Annotated in this window: 20 protein-coding genes and 1 CRISPR repeat array; of the genes, 9 read left to right on the top strand and 11 right to left on the bottom strand. The window is 26.2% G+C overall.

The genetic code is table 11. The annotated features are described in order from the left end of the window. Window positions 1-12 precede the first annotated feature (12 nt). Both STERM_RS06550 and STERM_RS06545 read right to left on the bottom strand, forming a co-directional pair. Window positions 13-915, bottom strand: a complete 903-nt coding sequence (locus tag STERM_RS06550) for an aldo/keto reductase (RefSeq protein WP_012860791.1) — start codon at window positions 913-915, stop codon at window positions 13-15. A gap of 306 nt (window positions 916-1221) precedes the next feature. Further along, window positions 1222-1584: a DNA-processing protein DprA gene (locus STERM_RS06545; protein WP_049768974.1), complete on the bottom strand. Its 363-nt coding sequence runs from the start codon at window positions 1582-1584 to the stop codon at window positions 1222-1224. A 103-nt stretch (window positions 1585-1687) separates the two neighbouring features. On the opposite strand from STERM_RS06545, the gene STERM_RS21160 reads away from it, so the two are divergent. The 8 genes from STERM_RS21160 to STERM_RS06505 all read left to right on the top strand — a co-directional run bounded on the left by STERM_RS21160 (window position 1688) and on the right by STERM_RS06505 (window position 6034). Beyond that, window positions 1688-2254: a hypothetical protein gene (locus STERM_RS21160; RefSeq protein ID WP_012860790.1), complete on the top strand. Its 567-nt coding sequence runs from the start codon at window positions 1688-1690 to the stop codon at window positions 2252-2254. Further along, window positions 2255-2905, top strand: coding sequence for a hypothetical protein (locus STERM_RS06535; RefSeq protein ID WP_012860789.1), 651 nt, complete (start codon window positions 2255-2257; stop codon window positions 2903-2905). 95 nt (window positions 2906-3000) lie between these two features. After that, entirely contained in the window at window positions 3001-3297 is a 297-nt protein-coding gene (locus STERM_RS06530; RefSeq protein WP_012860788.1) for a hypothetical protein, read from the top strand. A 17-nt stretch (window positions 3298-3314) separates the two neighbouring features. Further along, complete coding sequence (locus tag STERM_RS06525) at window positions 3315-3605, top strand: hypothetical protein (RefSeq protein WP_012860787.1); 291 nt, start codon at window positions 3315-3317, stop codon at window positions 3603-3605. 99 nt (window positions 3606-3704) lie between these two features. After that, window positions 3705-4196, top strand: a complete 492-nt coding sequence (locus STERM_RS22490; RefSeq protein WP_012860786.1) for a helix-turn-helix domain-containing protein — start codon at window positions 3705-3707, stop codon at window positions 4194-4196. A 204-nt stretch (window positions 4197-4400) separates the two neighbouring features. Next, window positions 4401-4688, top strand: a complete 288-nt coding sequence (locus STERM_RS06515; RefSeq protein ID WP_012860785.1) for a hypothetical protein — start codon at window positions 4401-4403, stop codon at window positions 4686-4688. Beyond that, complete coding sequence (locus STERM_RS06510; protein ID WP_012860784.1) at window positions 4681-5391, top strand: BRO-N domain-containing protein; 711 nt, start codon at window positions 4681-4683, stop codon at window positions 5389-5391. The genes STERM_RS06515 and STERM_RS06510 overlap by 8 nt, the downstream gene beginning before the upstream one ends. A 97-nt stretch (window positions 5392-5488) precedes the next feature. Continuing rightward, entirely contained in the window at window positions 5489-6034 is a 546-nt protein-coding gene (locus tag STERM_RS06505) for a tetratricopeptide repeat protein (RefSeq protein WP_012860783.1), read from the top strand. A 195-nt stretch (window positions 6035-6229) separates the two neighbouring features. After that, a CRISPR array of direct repeats spans window positions 6230-6588; the repeat unit is 31 nt; unit sequence AATTTACATTCTAGGATAGTTATATTAATAG. A 594-nt stretch (window positions 6589-7182) separates the two neighbouring features. On the opposite strand, the gene STERM_RS06500 is transcribed toward STERM_RS06505, so the two are convergent. From STERM_RS06500 to STERM_RS06480, 6 genes are all read right to left on the bottom strand, one after another. Then, window positions 7183-7560, bottom strand: coding sequence for an SPFH domain-containing protein (locus STERM_RS06500; protein WP_012860782.1), 378 nt, complete (start codon window positions 7558-7560; stop codon window positions 7183-7185). 44 nt (window positions 7561-7604) lie between these two features. After that, on the bottom strand, window positions 7605-7769 hold the full coding sequence (locus STERM_RS22085) for a hypothetical protein (RefSeq protein WP_012860781.1): 165 nt from the start codon (window positions 7767-7769) through the stop codon (window positions 7605-7607). A gap of 94 nt (window positions 7770-7863) precedes the next feature. After that, entirely contained in the window at window positions 7864-9468 is a 1605-nt protein-coding gene (locus STERM_RS06495; protein ID WP_012860780.1) for a tetratricopeptide repeat protein, read from the bottom strand. Then, the gene (locus STERM_RS06490; RefSeq protein ID WP_012860779.1) at window positions 9449-9856 is read right to left on the bottom strand and encodes a tetratricopeptide repeat protein; all 408 of its coding nucleotides are present in this window, start codon (window positions 9854-9856) and stop codon (window positions 9449-9451) included. Before STERM_RS06490 ends, STERM_RS06495 begins: the two co-directional genes overlap by 20 nt. Before the next feature lie 18 nt (window positions 9857-9874). After that, window positions 9875-10519: a type II TA system antitoxin MqsA family protein gene (locus STERM_RS06485; RefSeq protein ID WP_012860778.1), complete on the bottom strand. Its 645-nt coding sequence runs from the start codon at window positions 10517-10519 to the stop codon at window positions 9875-9877. A gap of 40 nt (window positions 10520-10559) precedes the next feature. Next, window positions 10560-10916: a hypothetical protein gene (locus STERM_RS06480; protein WP_041309842.1), complete on the bottom strand. Its 357-nt coding sequence runs from the start codon at window positions 10914-10916 to the stop codon at window positions 10560-10562. Window positions 10917-11300: 384 nt separating this feature from the next. On the opposite strand from STERM_RS06480, the gene STERM_RS06475 reads away from it, so the two are divergent. Next, window positions 11301-11732, top strand: coding sequence for a hypothetical protein (locus STERM_RS06475; protein WP_012860776.1), 432 nt, complete (start codon window positions 11301-11303; stop codon window positions 11730-11732). A gap of 425 nt (window positions 11733-12157) precedes the next feature. Here the strand turns inward: STERM_RS06475 and STERM_RS06470 are convergent, their stop codons facing one another. From STERM_RS06470 to STERM_RS06460, 3 genes are all read right to left on the bottom strand, one after another. Next, entirely contained in the window at window positions 12158-12532 is a 375-nt protein-coding gene (locus tag STERM_RS06470) for a hypothetical protein (protein WP_012860775.1), read from the bottom strand. A 341-nt stretch (window positions 12533-12873) separates the two neighbouring features. Continuing rightward, window positions 12874-13929 (bottom strand): hypothetical protein, encoded by a 1056-nt coding sequence (locus STERM_RS06465; RefSeq protein ID WP_012860774.1) that lies wholly within the window; start codon window positions 13927-13929, stop codon window positions 12874-12876. Further along, on the bottom strand, window positions 13929-15455 hold the full coding sequence (locus tag STERM_RS06460) for a DUF3696 domain-containing protein (RefSeq protein ID WP_012860773.1): 1527 nt from the start codon (window positions 15453-15455) through the stop codon (window positions 13929-13931). Before STERM_RS06460 ends, STERM_RS06465 begins: the two co-directional genes overlap by 1 nt. Between the last annotated feature and the right edge of the window lie 28 nt (window positions 15456-15483).

Genomic DNA, 15483 nt, shown 5'->3' with positions numbered 1-15483 from the left:
TCAAAAGTAAAATTACTCCTCAAAATATTTTATATTTTCTACAAGATGTTTTGTACTATTTGTAGTAAACAAAGCAACACTGCCCCCAAATTGTTCTGTTATATACTTCAATACCCATGAAACAGGATTTTTTTCTTCAGCACGCAGCTTTTGTAACTTTTCTCTGTTTTCTGCGGTATCATAAACTTTCAAAGTAATTTCATCTTTTAGATACTGCCCTTTTAAAAGTGAGGTATGTGACACCATCGTAATATCATGATAGAATTCTATATACTCACCAAGACTTTTATCTGCCGCTACCTGAGGAAAAAAATCAGCATCAAGCACAGGCTGAAGATATGTATATCGCTGCTGTACAGCACTAAAAAATTTATAATTATTTTTTTCACAGATATTCCTAGCACTTTCGATTCTCCATGTTTGAAAGTTACTGCATCCAATCTCTCTGATAAATCCCTTACGTATCATTTCGTCAAGGGTTTCCATAGTTTCTTCCTGAGGTGTTTTATAGTCATCAACATGAAGATATAAAAGATCTATATAATCTGTTTTTAGATTATTAAGGGATTTTTCTATCTCTTCCTTTATTGTTTTGCTGTCTAGTCCCTGCATATTGGAAAAATCTCTGGAATTTATATCCTTAGGATAAGCCCCTAATTTTGTCGCTAAGATATAATCTTTTCTATTTTTTCGTGCAGATATCCATTTTCCAAGCGTTTCTTCACTCTGTTTTCCGTTTCCTCCTGCCCATACTGCATAATTATTGGCAGTGTCTATAAAGTTACCGCCATTTTCAATATAGGTATCCAGAAGTTCAAAAGAATCAGATTCTGATGTTTTACTGCCGAAATTTATGCATCCAAGCCCAAGCTGTGAAACTTTAAGATTTGATTTCCCCAAAAAAATTTTTCTCATAAAATACCTCTTTCCATAGATTGAGTATTCATATTCATTAGTAAATCTATAAATTATTATAACAAAAAATTTAGACTTGCGTCCAGCTTAATTATCGAAAAATTCTGATCTTTTGCATTGTTTTCGAGTATATTACGCCATATTCTTAAAAAATAAAAGTTTTTAAGTATCTATTCTCAAAAATACTGTACTCTCATATAATAAAAAGCTGTCTTTGAAAATTATAACAGACAGCTGAAATTCTGTATAAAGTCTGAAAAACAATTGCAGTTAACATAAAATATCATTATTAAAATTTTCCTTTATCTATCTCCCTTTATATCTTCCTCCGGATATTTCAAATATAAAATCCTTTACTTCAAGATTGGCAAGTACTGCCAAAATAATTCCTGCACTAAGTCCTGTTTCCATTATCAGTTCATCCAGACTCTTTTCCATATCAAGCAGGGAAAGAATTTTTTTCTCTTCAGAGCTTAGACTCTGCTCAGCTTCTGCTTTTGATTTTTTTTCCCATAAAAATTCATCAGCTATATCCTTTCCGGTCAGCACCAGCTTTGCCTTTAATTCTCTTATTAGTTTATTACAGCCTTTGAAAGAAGGATAATTTATAAATCCGGGTACTGCAAAAATCTCCCTGTTATTCTGAAAACCGAGCTCTGCGGTTATCAAAGCGCCTCCTTGACGAAATAAGCTAATGCAAAACAAACATATATTCCACTTTTTTTTAACTTTATGCTATAATACTTATAACATATTCAAAGGAGGGTTACAAGTGATTTTATTGGAAAAATTATTTAGTAAGTATACAAAGAAGGAATTAGAGGGGATTTTCCCCAGACAATATGTATATGAACTTGTCAATTACAGGATACATCCCAAGCTGACTTCAATAGCCGGCAGAGTCGATGTAGTTAATGAGCTTAATTATACATATGAAGATTTCCTTGCTGATCATGAAAATTATGCAGAATACAAGGAAAGCAAACTATTATTTGATCTCTATAAAAAAGGGATTACAGCAAAAGATGCTGCCATCAAATTTGATTATAACGAAACTTCATTCTTAGCTTATTTAAGAAACGGAATCCCGCTTAATAAGGGAACTAAAATTGAAGAAATAAAGTCTTACTATATTGAAGATAAGATTGATATCAAAGGAATGAAGCATAAGATTTTTAATAATCATTGCGAGTTGTATGCATCAAAAGAAGAACTGGAAAAGTTCCGGGATAAGCATGATATTGATGAGGATATCATATATAGTGAAACTAAGGAGACCTTGCATCTTGCTTTTACCGGGTATTGGTTTTATTTGATTAAGTATGAGAAGGTGGTTTAAATGGGAGAATTTTTAAAAGAACAAAATATTATGTTAATTATACTAAATCTTATTATTTCAACAGTAATCCCACTCATTATTGGTTTTCTTTTCAATAGGCAACTTACCAATTTAAAACATAATTTTGAAATTGAAAAACTTGAATACCAACATACTTTTAATACTGAAATACAAGAACAAAAAATTGAATATGAAAAAGAAATTATCAAATTAAATGATGTCATCAATAAAAATAAACTTGTTTATACTTTAAAATTTAAAAAAGATTTTGAAGCTTGCTTTAAACTTTGGGATAAATATAATATTTATTACAATTTATTTTATGAACTTTTTTCTTTTTTAAAAGCAAATGATCTAAATAGCAATACCAAAAAAATATCTAATTTAATAACACAATTAGATATTAAAAACACCGAATTAAATGATCAAATTGATTTTTATGAACCATTTATTGATAATAGCTTTCATTTTGCTATTAAAAAATCTGTTGAATACTTACCGAGCTTTTTATTAAAAGCTTATATAGGAGAATATTCAAAATATCATTTTATTAGATATACAGATAGCCTTAAAACTGATATAACACAAAACAGAACTTTTATAAAAAATTCTCTAAAGGAAAAAATTGATACATTAAAGGAAATAAACTAATAAAAAAGGAGCACCTAATAAAAGGCACTCTACCGCAAATAGATTATACCTTTTTTAGGTTTCTCCTGTCAAATAAATTTAATCAGGAGGAAAACATGACTAAAGAAAAAATGAATGAACTATATGAAAAGTCACAGGAAATTGTGACTATGATGGAAGAACTAGGAATTAAGGAATGTAATGGATATGTTTTAAAAAGTATCTCTTCTGGAACTTTTCTTATGCTGAATAATATTTATATCAGCTTATCTTTATCATATATATATATAAACGATAATTTAAATAAATTTATGCCTACTACTACTCTGGAAATTATGATACAATTTAACGATGACATTAATAATGATAAATTTATTCAACTTGAAGAACTTTATCAGAATTTTTTGGAATAATCAAATGGAGGGAAAATATGAATTGGATTCCTATTTCACAATTAAGTGATGATGCTAAAATCTGGTCTGGAATAATTGTAAAATTATACAATGTTGGCTTGAATGTTTCAGATAAATCTAAAGATTATTATGAATATCTGATATCAGAGATTTACGGTAACAATGAATATTTGCAGCTTACATGTCTTTCACAAGGAGAAGCCGGAAACATAATATGTGTTTTAAAGAAAGACCTGCCTAACTATTATGCTTTAGGTAAAGAATTAAAAAGAATGATGAAGATAGAAGATAGAAGATACTTTTATTAATATTGATTCTATATAAAATACTTATCTTGCATTTATACAAAAAATGACTTAAAATATACAAGAGTATATATACTTGAAAGTTAGGAGTAATGAATCCATATGAATGAATCAGTAGATAAAATTATAAGAAAAATTACTGGAGAATTGCGTATAATTATAGAAAAAGAATCTGGTCGTGATAAAGAATATTCTGAACTATTATTAGATTATATAGCAAAAATGAATGAAAATATTCAAAAAAAGAATTTCGATAACAGTCAAATTGAAGAATATATAAGTAAAATAAAAGGAAATTATCTTCATTCTGAAAAGTCACCTTATTTAGGTGAATATGCTCAAGAATTAATTGATGTTCTTAGTGCATCACTAATAAATGTAAAAATCAATTTAGAAGAACTTATGGAAAAACATAATATAAAAAGTGTTTCTTCTTTAGAACGACAATTAAAAATGAAAAATTTATATATTTCCAGACAAACTCTACAGAGACTTTCTCAGAATATTGGAGTTGAAAAGATGAATTTATCAACTATCATTAAATTAAAAAAATTTTTCAATTGTAGCTTAGATGATTTATTTACTATAACTTGAGGCCATTTCATGGTCTCTTTTTTTCAAAAAATACGTAAATACATTTGACAAAAAAGTAAATATGTTATATATTATTATTAGAAATAAAAATAGCCAACTGTTGAAGCAGCTGACTATTATAAAGGATACTTGTTATAAGTACCCCCGAATATGTACATTATAACAAATATCCTAAAAAAATACAATTTTTTAGGAGGAATCACTATGAATCAAAACATTAAAGAATTTATGATCTCTCACATTGAAGAGATGTATGATTACGGTCATTTAAAAGACGACCTGTCTAAAATGGAAGATAACTTTTATAACTTAATTGAAAACATCAATTCTAAAACTACATGTACTAAAAATGACATCCAACAGCTTATTAACACTTTTGAAACTGTATTATTAACCGCAAAGAAAACCTATTTTGAACACGGAGCTACTTCTGGAATATCTAATATCAACAAAATGTATTTAACTCCAAATGAGGTGGTACTTCATGGATAAACTTCAAATATTTCAAAGTAAAGAATTTGGAAAAGTAAGAACTGTATTGATAGAAAATGAAGTCTGGTTTGTATTAATTGATATATGTAAGATATTAGAACTTTCAAATCCAAGTAGTGTGATCAAAAGATTAGATGAGGACGAGGTGACTAAGTTTGACTTAGGGAGCTTATCAGGGATTACCAATATCATTAATGAAAGCGGATTATATAAAGTAATTTTTAGAAGTGACAAACCTCAAGCTAATCAATTTACTAAATGGGTAACCCATGATGTATTACCTTCACTAAGAAAAACTGGCAGCTACTCAATAAACCAAACACCAAAAGAACTTGAACTAAAAGAAAAAGAAATCCAACTTAAAACTGCTGAATTTCTTAATAATATGGCTGACAGTATTCTGATTCCTGAATACAAGCAGATACTTAATGCTCATGCTACTAAGGTACTAACCGGGGATTTTCTACTTCCATTACCTGTTGTTGGTGAAATAACCTATAGTGCTACTGAAATTGGCAAAATGCTTAATATCTCAGCTAATATGGTTGGAAGATTAACTAAAAAGCATAATCTCCGTACTGAAGAATATGGAAAAGTCTTTTATGACAAGTCTAAGTATTCCAGTAAGGAAGTTGAGACTTTCAGGTATTATATTAAGGTTATTGATATTTTAAAGAATATTGTTAGCACTCTATCCGCATAAAGAAAAATCTCTATATAAAAATTTTTATAAATTATTTGTTTGATTTTTTATAATTTAGCTGTTACAATTTTTCATATCTTAACTACTGGAGGAACTAATGATTAAAAAAATATTCGTTACTTTCATTATCTTTGGTGTATTTTATTCTTGCTCTCCTTCAAATCCTGAACCAACTGTAGGAACTGAAGAATATTATCTTGAAAAAATAAAAATTGAAGATCGAGAATCTATGTTTCAATTAGGTCTTTTATATCAAGAACAAGGAAAATTCGAACTTGCTGAAAAATACTATCTTATGGCTAGCGAACATAGTGACTCTAATGCTATGAACAATTTAGGAAATCTATATAAAAAACAAGAGAAATTTGAACTTGCAGAAAGGCTCTTTCTCATGGCCATTAAATACGATAATAAATTAGCCTTATATAATTTAGGACTTTTATATCATGATCAAGAAAAATTCAAACTTGCTGAAAAATACTATCTTATGGCTATTGAAAATAATAATTATGATGCCATGATTAATTTAAGTGTTTTATACTATGAGCAAGGAAAATATAAACTTGCTGAAAAATATGCAAAAATGGCTTATGATAATGGAGTTGAAGGAGCTAAAAATTTATTAGATGAAATAAGAAAATAAAAATCTAATTTATATAGAAATATAACTAAAATTTTCAGGTATTATATAAAGATTATTGATATTTTGAAGAATATTGTAAGCACTCTATCCCCATAATAAAAGGCCCTCTTTGGAGGGCTTTTTTATTATGTATTACTTCTAAGATAGTTACATTAATAGATAAAAAAACTTTTGGCCTAATCTGGGAAGAGTACATATTTACATTCTAGGATAGTTATATTAATAGAAACAGATCAGCTAATTGCTTTACTTTTGTTTTATAATTTACATTCTAGGATAGTTATATTAATAGAATCTTGCTTGTATTTGCAATACTGCAAGGAACTATATTTACATTCTAGGATAGTTATATTAATAGATAAAACTATAATAGTTGCGGAAGAATTAGAAAAATTTACATTCTAGGATAGTTATATTAATAGCTGTAAAAATCAAGTTGAAACGCTCCCATGACAAGAATTTACATTCTAGGATAGTTATATTAATAGGCAACAATGAAAAAAATATTTGCAAAAGCTAGAGAAATTTACATTCTAGGATAGTTATATTAATAGTCCTCTATTTAAAAACCTTTTATTTATTATACCTCAAATACACTATTCTGTCGACCTATTTTTTTCGTTTACTGAAACCTTGACATAATCATGTCTCATTTTATGAGAAAATGCTATCAAAGCATTGTTCTACTTAAAGTTGTCGATCTCCTATAGTTTTTACCTTAATGGAGGTCGACAGAAATTATAGAATTAAAAAAAGCCCCAAAGGGGCTGAGGAACTGTTAATACAGTACTTTAGTAATTACTATAAATAATATAGTAACTATTGCTAATGTACGCATAGATGTCCTCCGAGTATAAAGATTTATGGTTTTTGTGAAACCACAAATTATTATAACAAAAAAGCCAGACTCACGTCTAGCTTAATTGTCACAAAATTTTAAATCTTTATACTCGTTTTCAATATTATTATATCATATTTCCGAAAAAGTGCAAGTTTTTAAAAATATGTTTATTTATATTATTGTAAGCACTCTATCCGCATAATAAAAGGCCCTCTTTGGAGGGCTTTATTTTAGTATAATTCTCAATATAAATTTTGATATTTACCTTATTTTAACAAATATAACTAACTGCCAATTTTCATCATTATTATTTTCCTGAAGATTCACTTAATGCTTTTAGACTTCTGTACTTAGTTCTCTGGTATTCAATATCATCATTCAACAATATTTCTCCTGTTTTTTCCATATAATTAGTCCCTAAAGATAAATCTAAACCTAACATATAACTTAAATTCATTATTTTCAAGAGTTTTAACTCATTTTCAGGAACAACTGGTATTAAGTTCGCTTTATCTACTACAAATTTTATCGTTTCTATCCCATCAAAAAATATAACTTCCTTTTCCATTGCATTATACTCCGCTTGTAATACTTCTACAGCTTCACTCACACTTTTTGCTTTTATTAACTGAGCATTTTTATTTAAAAATTCTAACTGCTTATCAGCTCCACTTGTTTTTACCATTGTGCAACTCGAATCTATCACATCAGGGACTACAGTTCCCAATTCTAAACAATATCCAATAATAGCTTGTCGGTTATTTTCCAACTCTTCTGGAATATTTTTTCTAATTTCTCTATTACTTTTAACTGCTTGTCAGCTTCACTAAGCATTGCATCACAGCCCAACGTCCCTAAACATAAAATCAATATAATTAATATTTTTTCCACCATGAACCTTCCTCAATTTTTTCTCACTATCTTAACTTCAGGTATACTTCTTTGAGGTAACTCCACCATTTTAACATATTATTTACAATCATTTACATTAGCCATTGAAAGGATTCTTTGATATTTTTACTTTATTTCTATCTTTTAATTTATTTTGAAAAAATGTCGTATATAGTTCTTGCCTTTGATGTATGTTTATGTAAGCAATATGATCTTCTATATTTACTTTATATTCGCTGTAGATTCTTTTTAATTCATTATCTTCTATTATTTCTTCATTTCCAAATTTTAGTATTTTTATAATCCTACACTCTCTTTCTTCTTCATATGCCGGATCTTTAATTAAGTACCTTAAAGGCATTAAAATTTCAGGAATAAGATTCGTTACTTTAGTCATTTTAGTTTCTACTAACATATTATTATGCTCCATTATTTTTTTTATTGAATTTTCTATCTCTTTTTCTAACTTTTCTAGATTATCATAATCTTCTTGGCTTTTATGTATTTCATTAAATTCTGACCATTCACTTCTTTTAGCCAATTTACAATATATACGCTCTTTATTTTTATTATCAAATCCAAAATATATACACCGATATAATGATCTATGTTCAGTCTTAATAATTTTGTTTGTTTCTTCAAACTTTATTTTAGAACTTGATTTTTCACAAAAATAATCAAGATTATTAAAATCCTTACTAAAAAAAGAACTATTTAGCACTATTGCAACTCCTGTTGCTTCTCTCCCATTTTCTTTACCATATAATCTGAATTGATTTAGAGAGTCAGTATCTAAAGAAAAGCATGTTAAAAAACAAAGATATTGTTCTATTAATCTTTCAATTGGTAATTCTAAATAATTATATAAAAGATGACCTTCTGTTGGATCATTACAAAGATGAGAGATTCCCATTCTTAAAAATTTTTCTTTTATTTTTTCATCTTCTTCATTTTTTTTCCCCTCTAAAATCTTACTAAAAACATTTATTGATGTATAATGTGCAATATTATCAATTTTTATATGGCATCTTTTTAGAATTTCATCCGTAAAATACATCATCAAGATAATTCTTACCAGTATTTCACTGTCTAATTCTTTTATATTTTTTATCATTTGAAGATATATTTCATTTAGATATGGAAAAGAAAAACGAGGATTTTTAGTTACTTTCTCATAATTATTTTTTGCTTTTTCATATTGATTGGTCAAAGAAAAAACTAAACCTAAATGAAATCTTGTTGCTTCATCATCCTGTATTTCTAATGACTTTTCATAAAATTTTATTGCTTCATCATATTGTTCTTGTTCAAAATAAAATATTCCTAAATTATAAAGTATCATACTATTATCTTTGAAGGAAATTAGAGCCTTTTTATAACTGTCCTCTGCTTCTTTATATCTTTCTTGTGATAAATAAATTGTACCTAAGTTATTATATGCTATTGTATTCCCTTTTTCTATAGCTATCTTATATTTAGATATTGCATTTTCAAAATCTTTTTGTTCTGAATAAATAAATCCTAAATTATTATATGCTAAGCTATTATCAGGATTTATTTCTATCGCTTTATCTAAATTTTTAATAGCTTTATCATATTCTTGCATTTCTGAATAAGTAATTCCTAACTGATTATATATATCAGATAAATTCTCTTTCATTTCTTTTAATAAAATTTGCTCTTTAGTTTCTTTTATTTTCATAAATATTTTTAGCTTTTTCCAATGTTTCTATTGCATCATTGAACTTCTTCTCTTCCAAATAAACTCTACTTAAATTGATATAAACACCAATATTTTTATTTCCCATCTCTATTGACTTTTCAAAATTTTCTATCGACTTCTCATACAAATTTTGCCTTATATATAATACACCCAAGTTATTATATAAACTAGAATCCCCTTCACTTGACAGTCCTAATGACTCAATCGCATCTGTTACTTTTTGGTATTCTCCATTATCTAAGGAGTAGAGTACTAAATTTTCTACTCTACTTTTATATTCTTCATTATTTTCACGAGCTTCTTTTATTTTTTTTACCATTTCATCTATTTCTTCAACAATATTTTTCTTAAGATTCACATCGCTCATTATTTTCTAACCCTTTCTTTACTTATAAAATCGGCTTTTTAAAATTTCACTTTTTTCATTTTCTCCAATTTTTCTATTCCCAATCTTAGAAACTTGAATCATTCCATTTTCCTTTATTCTTCTATTTCTATTTTTTGCTTTTCTAGGACTAAAAGGAGCAGCCACCACTCTAGAACGAACTGGTATATTTTTCCTTGAATCTATCATAATATTTTGTGTCAAATTCTCTTGTAAAATTTTTAAAGTTATATTTCTTAATAATTCATAATATCGTTCATTAGAAAAATTATTCTTATTTTCTACTAATAATGTTAAAAAATTCATATTATTTTTCATTAATCTAATCAATGAATCAATTGATTTATTTTGTATCATTCCATTTTCATATCTTGTTATATTTTTTTCTCCTAAATCCAGTAATAAAGCAAATTCAATTTGACTAATTTTATACTTATTTCTTATTTTTTTTAATTCATTTGATGTGAGAAGACCAACTTGATTTTTATATTCATCTGTTACTCTTATTCCATTCTCTTTCTCTAATTTTGAATCAAATATTTCTTCCCCAGTTTCAATATTAATTTTAGTTTGTTCAATAAATGTAATATCTAAATTCTTAACTTTATATGTTTTCTTTTTTGATACTATTTTTTCAATTTGCATAAATATCCTCCATAATTTATCTTCTATAACCCTTTTAAAATCATTCAAACATTCCTTCCTCATGTAATGACAATATTATTAATTTCTTGTTATTTTCTTCTACAATTTTAAATTTTATATAAAATTTCTTGCTAATTTCTGGAATTATACAATTTATATCCTTCATAAATATATAAACATCTCCATCTTGTTTATTTGGATCTTTATCAGGAATTGGTCCTCTGAATAAATCACCTGGCTCCAATTCATCAAAGATGTTACTAACTAAAAATTCAGCTGTTATTCCATAATCTTCTAAAGTTTTTTTATTTTTCTCTCTATATACCAGAAAATCATACTCTCCATTTACTATATATCCTCTTACTGTTTCTAATAAACTAACTATTGTTTCAGACATAGTTCCCTCCATTGGAGTATCAAATGATACTTTTAATATTATAAATATCATAACATTTTTTTTATTTTTTATCAAGCTATACCTTACTGTCTAAAAAAATAGTTTATAACTCTTTCTATAAAGGAATGCCTACGAATTGTTACTCATATGTAAGAATTTTATTTCTATCAATAAATTTGATGTATGTACTTCTTTTGGAAGACTTTTTGATTAAATATAACTTTTCAGATAGTTGTATTGCAACATCATATTCCAAAACTTCTTTTATTTATTATATCTCACAAACACTACTCTATTTATCTATTTTTTCTAATAAACTATTTAAAAAATTTTTTTTATTAACTAATATGTTATAATTTAAATTATTTTAAGGAGGTATATCATTTGGATATAAAGTTAATTGAGAAAAGGCATAGAAGTAAACTTAGATTAATTTTTGGATTTGAAATTCTTTTACTTGGAGTTGGTTTTCTCACATATTTACATATGAAAGATAATCCTAATTTCACATTTCTAAGTATTGCTAATATTAAGTTTTTAGTTCCTTTTGTTATAGCCTTATGTGGGTTTGGAGTTAAATTTAAAAACTATTTTTTAGTAAAATTTCCTGTAATACTAATAATATTTATGGTGCTATTCTTGTTTTCCGGAAAATTTTCTTTTTTATATTCTAAAGATACAATTTTTTTTATAAGAACAATTTTATTTTTCGGCTTGCTTATATTCTCGCTTGGTGTTTTACTGGAATGGGAAATTCATATTGATATAAAATCTTCCATAGAATACGAAGAAAATAAAACTCTACTATATTATTAATAAAGTAGAAAATAATATATATACTCTCGATGATCTCTGTCTACTTAATAGTATCAATTTCTTTTTCAGGGATAAGATTGCAAGAATCAATCTATACAATAAATTATATTTTTGGAAATCAAAAAAAACTTTGCCTCTTTTATAAGAAAATGAAAAATATTTCAATGATTCAGAAAATATTTTAAAAAATTATAGAGAAACAACTTCTAAGTTTTTGATTTAAAATAGTTCTCCTTCAATTAGTAAAAGCCCTCTTTAAAGGGCTTTTTTATTATATATAATTCTAAGATAGTTATATTAATAGTTTGTCTCAAGCGGGTAAAACTACAAAAATTTTAAAATTTACATTCTAGTATAGCTATATTAACACCTTACCCATAAAACTTCTTTTATTTATTATACATCAAATACACTATTCTGTTAATTTATATAATATCTTTTCGTCGTTCCTTGAGAATATCAATTTGTTCTTTTACAGCCTGCATTAGTTTTTCTTTATCTCCGCCCATTTCCAAATAAGCCCAGTTTTCATCAGGAGGATTAATCATATTATTTAAAATAATGATTGTTTTATCAAGCAATGGCTTCAATTTATTGAGATATTCTACAGGCCAAATATAGACAACACCTAATGTTTGTAGTAAGTATGCTGCAGCACGCAATGAATCATAGCGTTCTTCTCTTTCATCAAAATTTTCTATTTCATCTATTAAAACTATAAATTTCCCATTTTTCCAAAATTTCCCGAACCAATCAGCGGCTTCATCATTTCCCCAAGGTTCATAACTCCAATCTCCCATTTTTTATTCTCCTAGTTAGTAGTTATTTTAGATCTCTATATTTTCTTCACGCTATCCCCTATCGGGATGAGAAATACTTTAGTAAAGTATTTTTGTGATAACCAAAAACATGATTATCAGAAGTACTTTCAACATTTGTATTCCTCCAATATTATGTATGTTGGCCCGCGAAAGCCACAGATAATTATAACAAATGAAAAATAAAAAAGCCAGAAATAATCCGACTTTTTTCGCGATTTACATACATAATATTGTTTTCAATATTATTATATCATATTTCTGGAAAAGTGCAAGTTTTTAGAAATATATTGATATATCTATTATTGTTTGAAAAAACTACCTTATATTGGATTGGTTTCACAAATAAACCAACAAATCAACTCTTCAGCAATTTCCTGCCATCTTTTTTTATGATAATCAGATAATGAACTATATTCTATATTTATTTTACCTGTTTCTATTCTTTTATTTACTGAATTTAATAAATTTTCTGAAACTTTTTCTATCACACAACTCTCTTCATCCAAATCATCTAATTTTTTATCCAATTCTTCTTTAAAGAATTCTTCTATTTTCAATTTCCAGAATTTTTTATATTCTTTACACTCCAAAAATCTTTTCTTTTTCATCCCTTTTTTAAAATCTAAATGTTTTATATATTCGAATTCTTTTTCTTTTTCTAATTTATCTAAAAAATCTGACTTATTTTCAAGAATTGGATTATAGATTACTCTTGGAATTAGATTTTCAATTGCTTTTTCTTCTAAAATCATCAAATGAGCAATTTCATGGCAAAGTATCTTAACTTTTTTTATTTTTTTTGCTGTATCTCCAAGTCTACAATTTTTATAATCTCTATCACTATCACATACACAAATCACAATTTTATTTTTTTTTAATTTTCTAAAATTATCAGCAGTGGTGTTTCCACCACCAGTAATTTCATCATAAGTATTTATGTAATTATAAGCTATTTTTTTATTAAAATTTTCAAAATGAAAATTGACAATAAAATCAAAAAAAGTTATATCCTTTCCTTCTACTAAAAAATTTGTTTTAGTTTCGTCAATTTTATCAAAATCTTTTAACTCTATTTGAATATCATTTTTAGATTTTTTTTCCTTTGGTGTATCTATATATATTAAAAGTCTTTTTTTGAAATTTTTTTCATAAAAATTAAATTTTTGACGAATTCTTGTTGCAAGCTTTTCAAAAATTTTTCTATCTCTGCAGCCTAAATCTTCAATTTTTGATAATTTTTCCAAAACTTCATATTTTGAATATATAAGATGGTATCTTTTTCTTACTAAATTTATTAACTTCTGTATAGCATAAATTTCTTCATCTTCATAATTTCTATTTAATTCAACAATAGAACTATCTAATTTTATAAGCATTATTTCACTCCTTCTGGTTCAAAAAAACCATAAGGCCAATTTGTCAAATATCCCTCATCGTCAAATTCTGCTTCTTTAATTACAGTACCTATTTTTTCTTTTTCAAAGATCAACAACGAAATATCCTCTTTATTTAAGTTTCCTTTTCCTATCTGATTACAAATTCTATTTATAATTGTTTCACTATGAGTTTCCATTATTATTCTAAAATCAATTTTTTCTTTCGTTTTTTCAACTAAATTTATTATCACATCAGTTAATTTCGCTTGAAAAGCTGGATGTAAATGTAGTTCTGGTTGTTCTATTAATAAAATTTTTAAATTTTTGTCATATTGTCTACTTTTATTAGTTTTATTTGAAATTTCCCACAAATTAATTAAAATTGGTAAAATTTGTGAGTATCCAAAGCCAGTATCTATTATATTTGCTCCTTCATTGTTTGAGGCATCAATTACTTTAATTGAATTATGTCCAGTAGATTCTTTTAAGTCAATTGAAAATTGAAAATTTTCAATTAACCATTTTTTTAATTTAATCATGTCAGTTTCAGAAAAATTAGAAATATAAGTAGCTAAATTTCTACCACTAGGATCTATCTTTCTAATGTTGGAATTTATTCTATAATATCTTTCACTCATTGCTCTTAATGGGGTTATATACTCAACATTCTCTATTATTTTACAAAGTGTAATCGAAATATTCATATTAATTTTATACAAGTTATATGCTAAAAACAAATTATAATATTTCATCGTATCATTTTTTTTCAAAGTTATTTTTGAGAACTTTGTTATAAGTTCAGCAAATTCCTCATATCTTAGAATTTTTTCTATCAACGAAAAAAACTTTAAAAATTCTTCCTGTTTTTTAGAATTTTTTTTTCTTCCTAATATTTCTATTTCAAAGCTATTTTTTTTATTCATAAGTTTTCCTAACTTCTCTACATCAAAAATATCCTCATCTATTTCAGCAAAAAGCTTTTCTCTCCCAACATGAATCTCCGGAATTAAAGTACTTAATTTAAATGGATATATCCAATGTTTTTTTTCAACTTCTTCAAATATTTCATTATTTATTTTTACCTTAACAGTATTTTTCTTTTCATGACTAATTAAAAAATTATTGCCAAAAAATTCAAACTCTACTTTAGATATATATTCTTTTCCACCACTTTTTTTTAATGTACTATTTATTTTTATTGGTATTTTTTCTTCTCTTTTGTCTTCAAAACTATATCCGCTTATAATATTTGAAAATAAAAATTCAAATGAAAACATAATTTCTTCTTCAGAAGCATTATTATTTATAGCCTCATCAAAAGAACCGAAATCTACTTGATTATCATAATTATACCATATGATTGGTGCAGCATTGTTTAAATCAAAACTTTGTTTTAATAACATTAACGCTCTCAAAAAAGTACTCTTCCCGGAACTATTTAGTCCAACTAAAGTAGTTATTGGTTTAATTTCAAGTGATTCTTCCATATTTAAACTTCTTAAATTCTTATACCCCATTTTAAACATAAAACTCTCCTGACTTTTAATTTTATAT

It is taken from the genome of Sebaldella termitidis ATCC 33386 (genome assembly GCF_000024405.1).
Classification (GTDB): Bacteria; Fusobacteriota; Fusobacteriia; order Fusobacteriales; family Leptotrichiaceae; genus Sebaldella; species Sebaldella termitidis.
The sequence above is the reverse complement of the archived record's forward strand: the minus strand, read 5'-3'. Positions and strand labels throughout refer to the sequence as shown.

Excerpts from the sequence above, each read along its gene's own strand:
- STERM_RS06490 (WP_012860779.1), bottom strand. The coding sequence starts at position 9,856 with ATGAGCGATGTGAATCTTAAGAAAAATATTGTTGAAGAAATAGATGAA.
- STERM_RS06535 (WP_012860789.1), top strand. The coding sequence starts at position 2,255 with ATGGGAGAATTTTTAAAAGAACAAAATATTATGTTAATTATACTAAAT.
- STERM_RS06495 (WP_012860780.1), bottom strand. The coding sequence starts at position 9,468 with ATGAAAATAAAAGAAACTAAAGAGCAAATTTTATTAAAAGAAATGAAA.
- STERM_RS06505 (WP_012860783.1), top strand. The coding sequence starts at position 5,489 with ATGATTAAAAAAATATTCGTTACTTTCATTATCTTTGGTGTATTTTAT.
- STERM_RS06470 (WP_012860775.1), bottom strand. The coding sequence starts at position 12,532 with ATGGGAGATTGGAGTTATGAACCTTGGGGAAATGATGAAGCCGCTGAT.
- STERM_RS22085 (WP_012860781.1), bottom strand. The coding sequence starts at position 7,769 with ATGGTGGAAAAAATATTAATTATATTGATTTTATGTTTAGGGACGTTG.
- STERM_RS06500 (WP_012860782.1), bottom strand. The coding sequence starts at position 7,560 with ATGGTAAAAACAAGTGGAGCTGATAAGCAGTTAGAATTTTTAAATAAA.
- STERM_RS06510 (WP_012860784.1), top strand. The coding sequence starts at position 4,681 with ATGGATAAACTTCAAATATTTCAAAGTAAAGAATTTGGAAAAGTAAGA.
- STERM_RS22490 (WP_012860786.1), top strand. The coding sequence starts at position 3,705 with ATGAATGAATCAGTAGATAAAATTATAAGAAAAATTACTGGAGAATTG.
- STERM_RS06485 (WP_012860778.1), bottom strand. The coding sequence starts at position 10,519 with ATGCAAATTGAAAAAATAGTATCAAAAAAGAAAACATATAAAGTTAAG.
- STERM_RS06460 (WP_012860773.1), bottom strand. The coding sequence starts at position 15,455 with ATGTTTAAAATGGGGTATAAGAATTTAAGAAGTTTAAATATGGAAGAA.
- STERM_RS06515 (WP_012860785.1), top strand. The coding sequence starts at position 4,401 with ATGAATCAAAACATTAAAGAATTTATGATCTCTCACATTGAAGAGATG.
- STERM_RS06525 (WP_012860787.1), top strand. The coding sequence starts at position 3,315 with ATGAATTGGATTCCTATTTCACAATTAAGTGATGATGCTAAAATCTGG.
- STERM_RS06465 (WP_012860774.1), bottom strand. The coding sequence starts at position 13,929 with ATGCTTATAAAATTAGATAGTTCTATTGTTGAATTAAATAGAAATTAT.
- STERM_RS06530 (WP_012860788.1), top strand. The coding sequence starts at position 3,001 with ATGACTAAAGAAAAAATGAATGAACTATATGAAAAGTCACAGGAAATT.
- STERM_RS06480 (WP_041309842.1), bottom strand. The coding sequence starts at position 10,916 with ATGTCTGAAACAATAGTTAGTTTATTAGAAACAGTAAGAGGATATATA.
- STERM_RS06550 (WP_012860791.1), bottom strand. The coding sequence starts at position 915 with ATGAGAAAAATTTTTTTGGGGAAATCAAATCTTAAAGTTTCACAGCTT.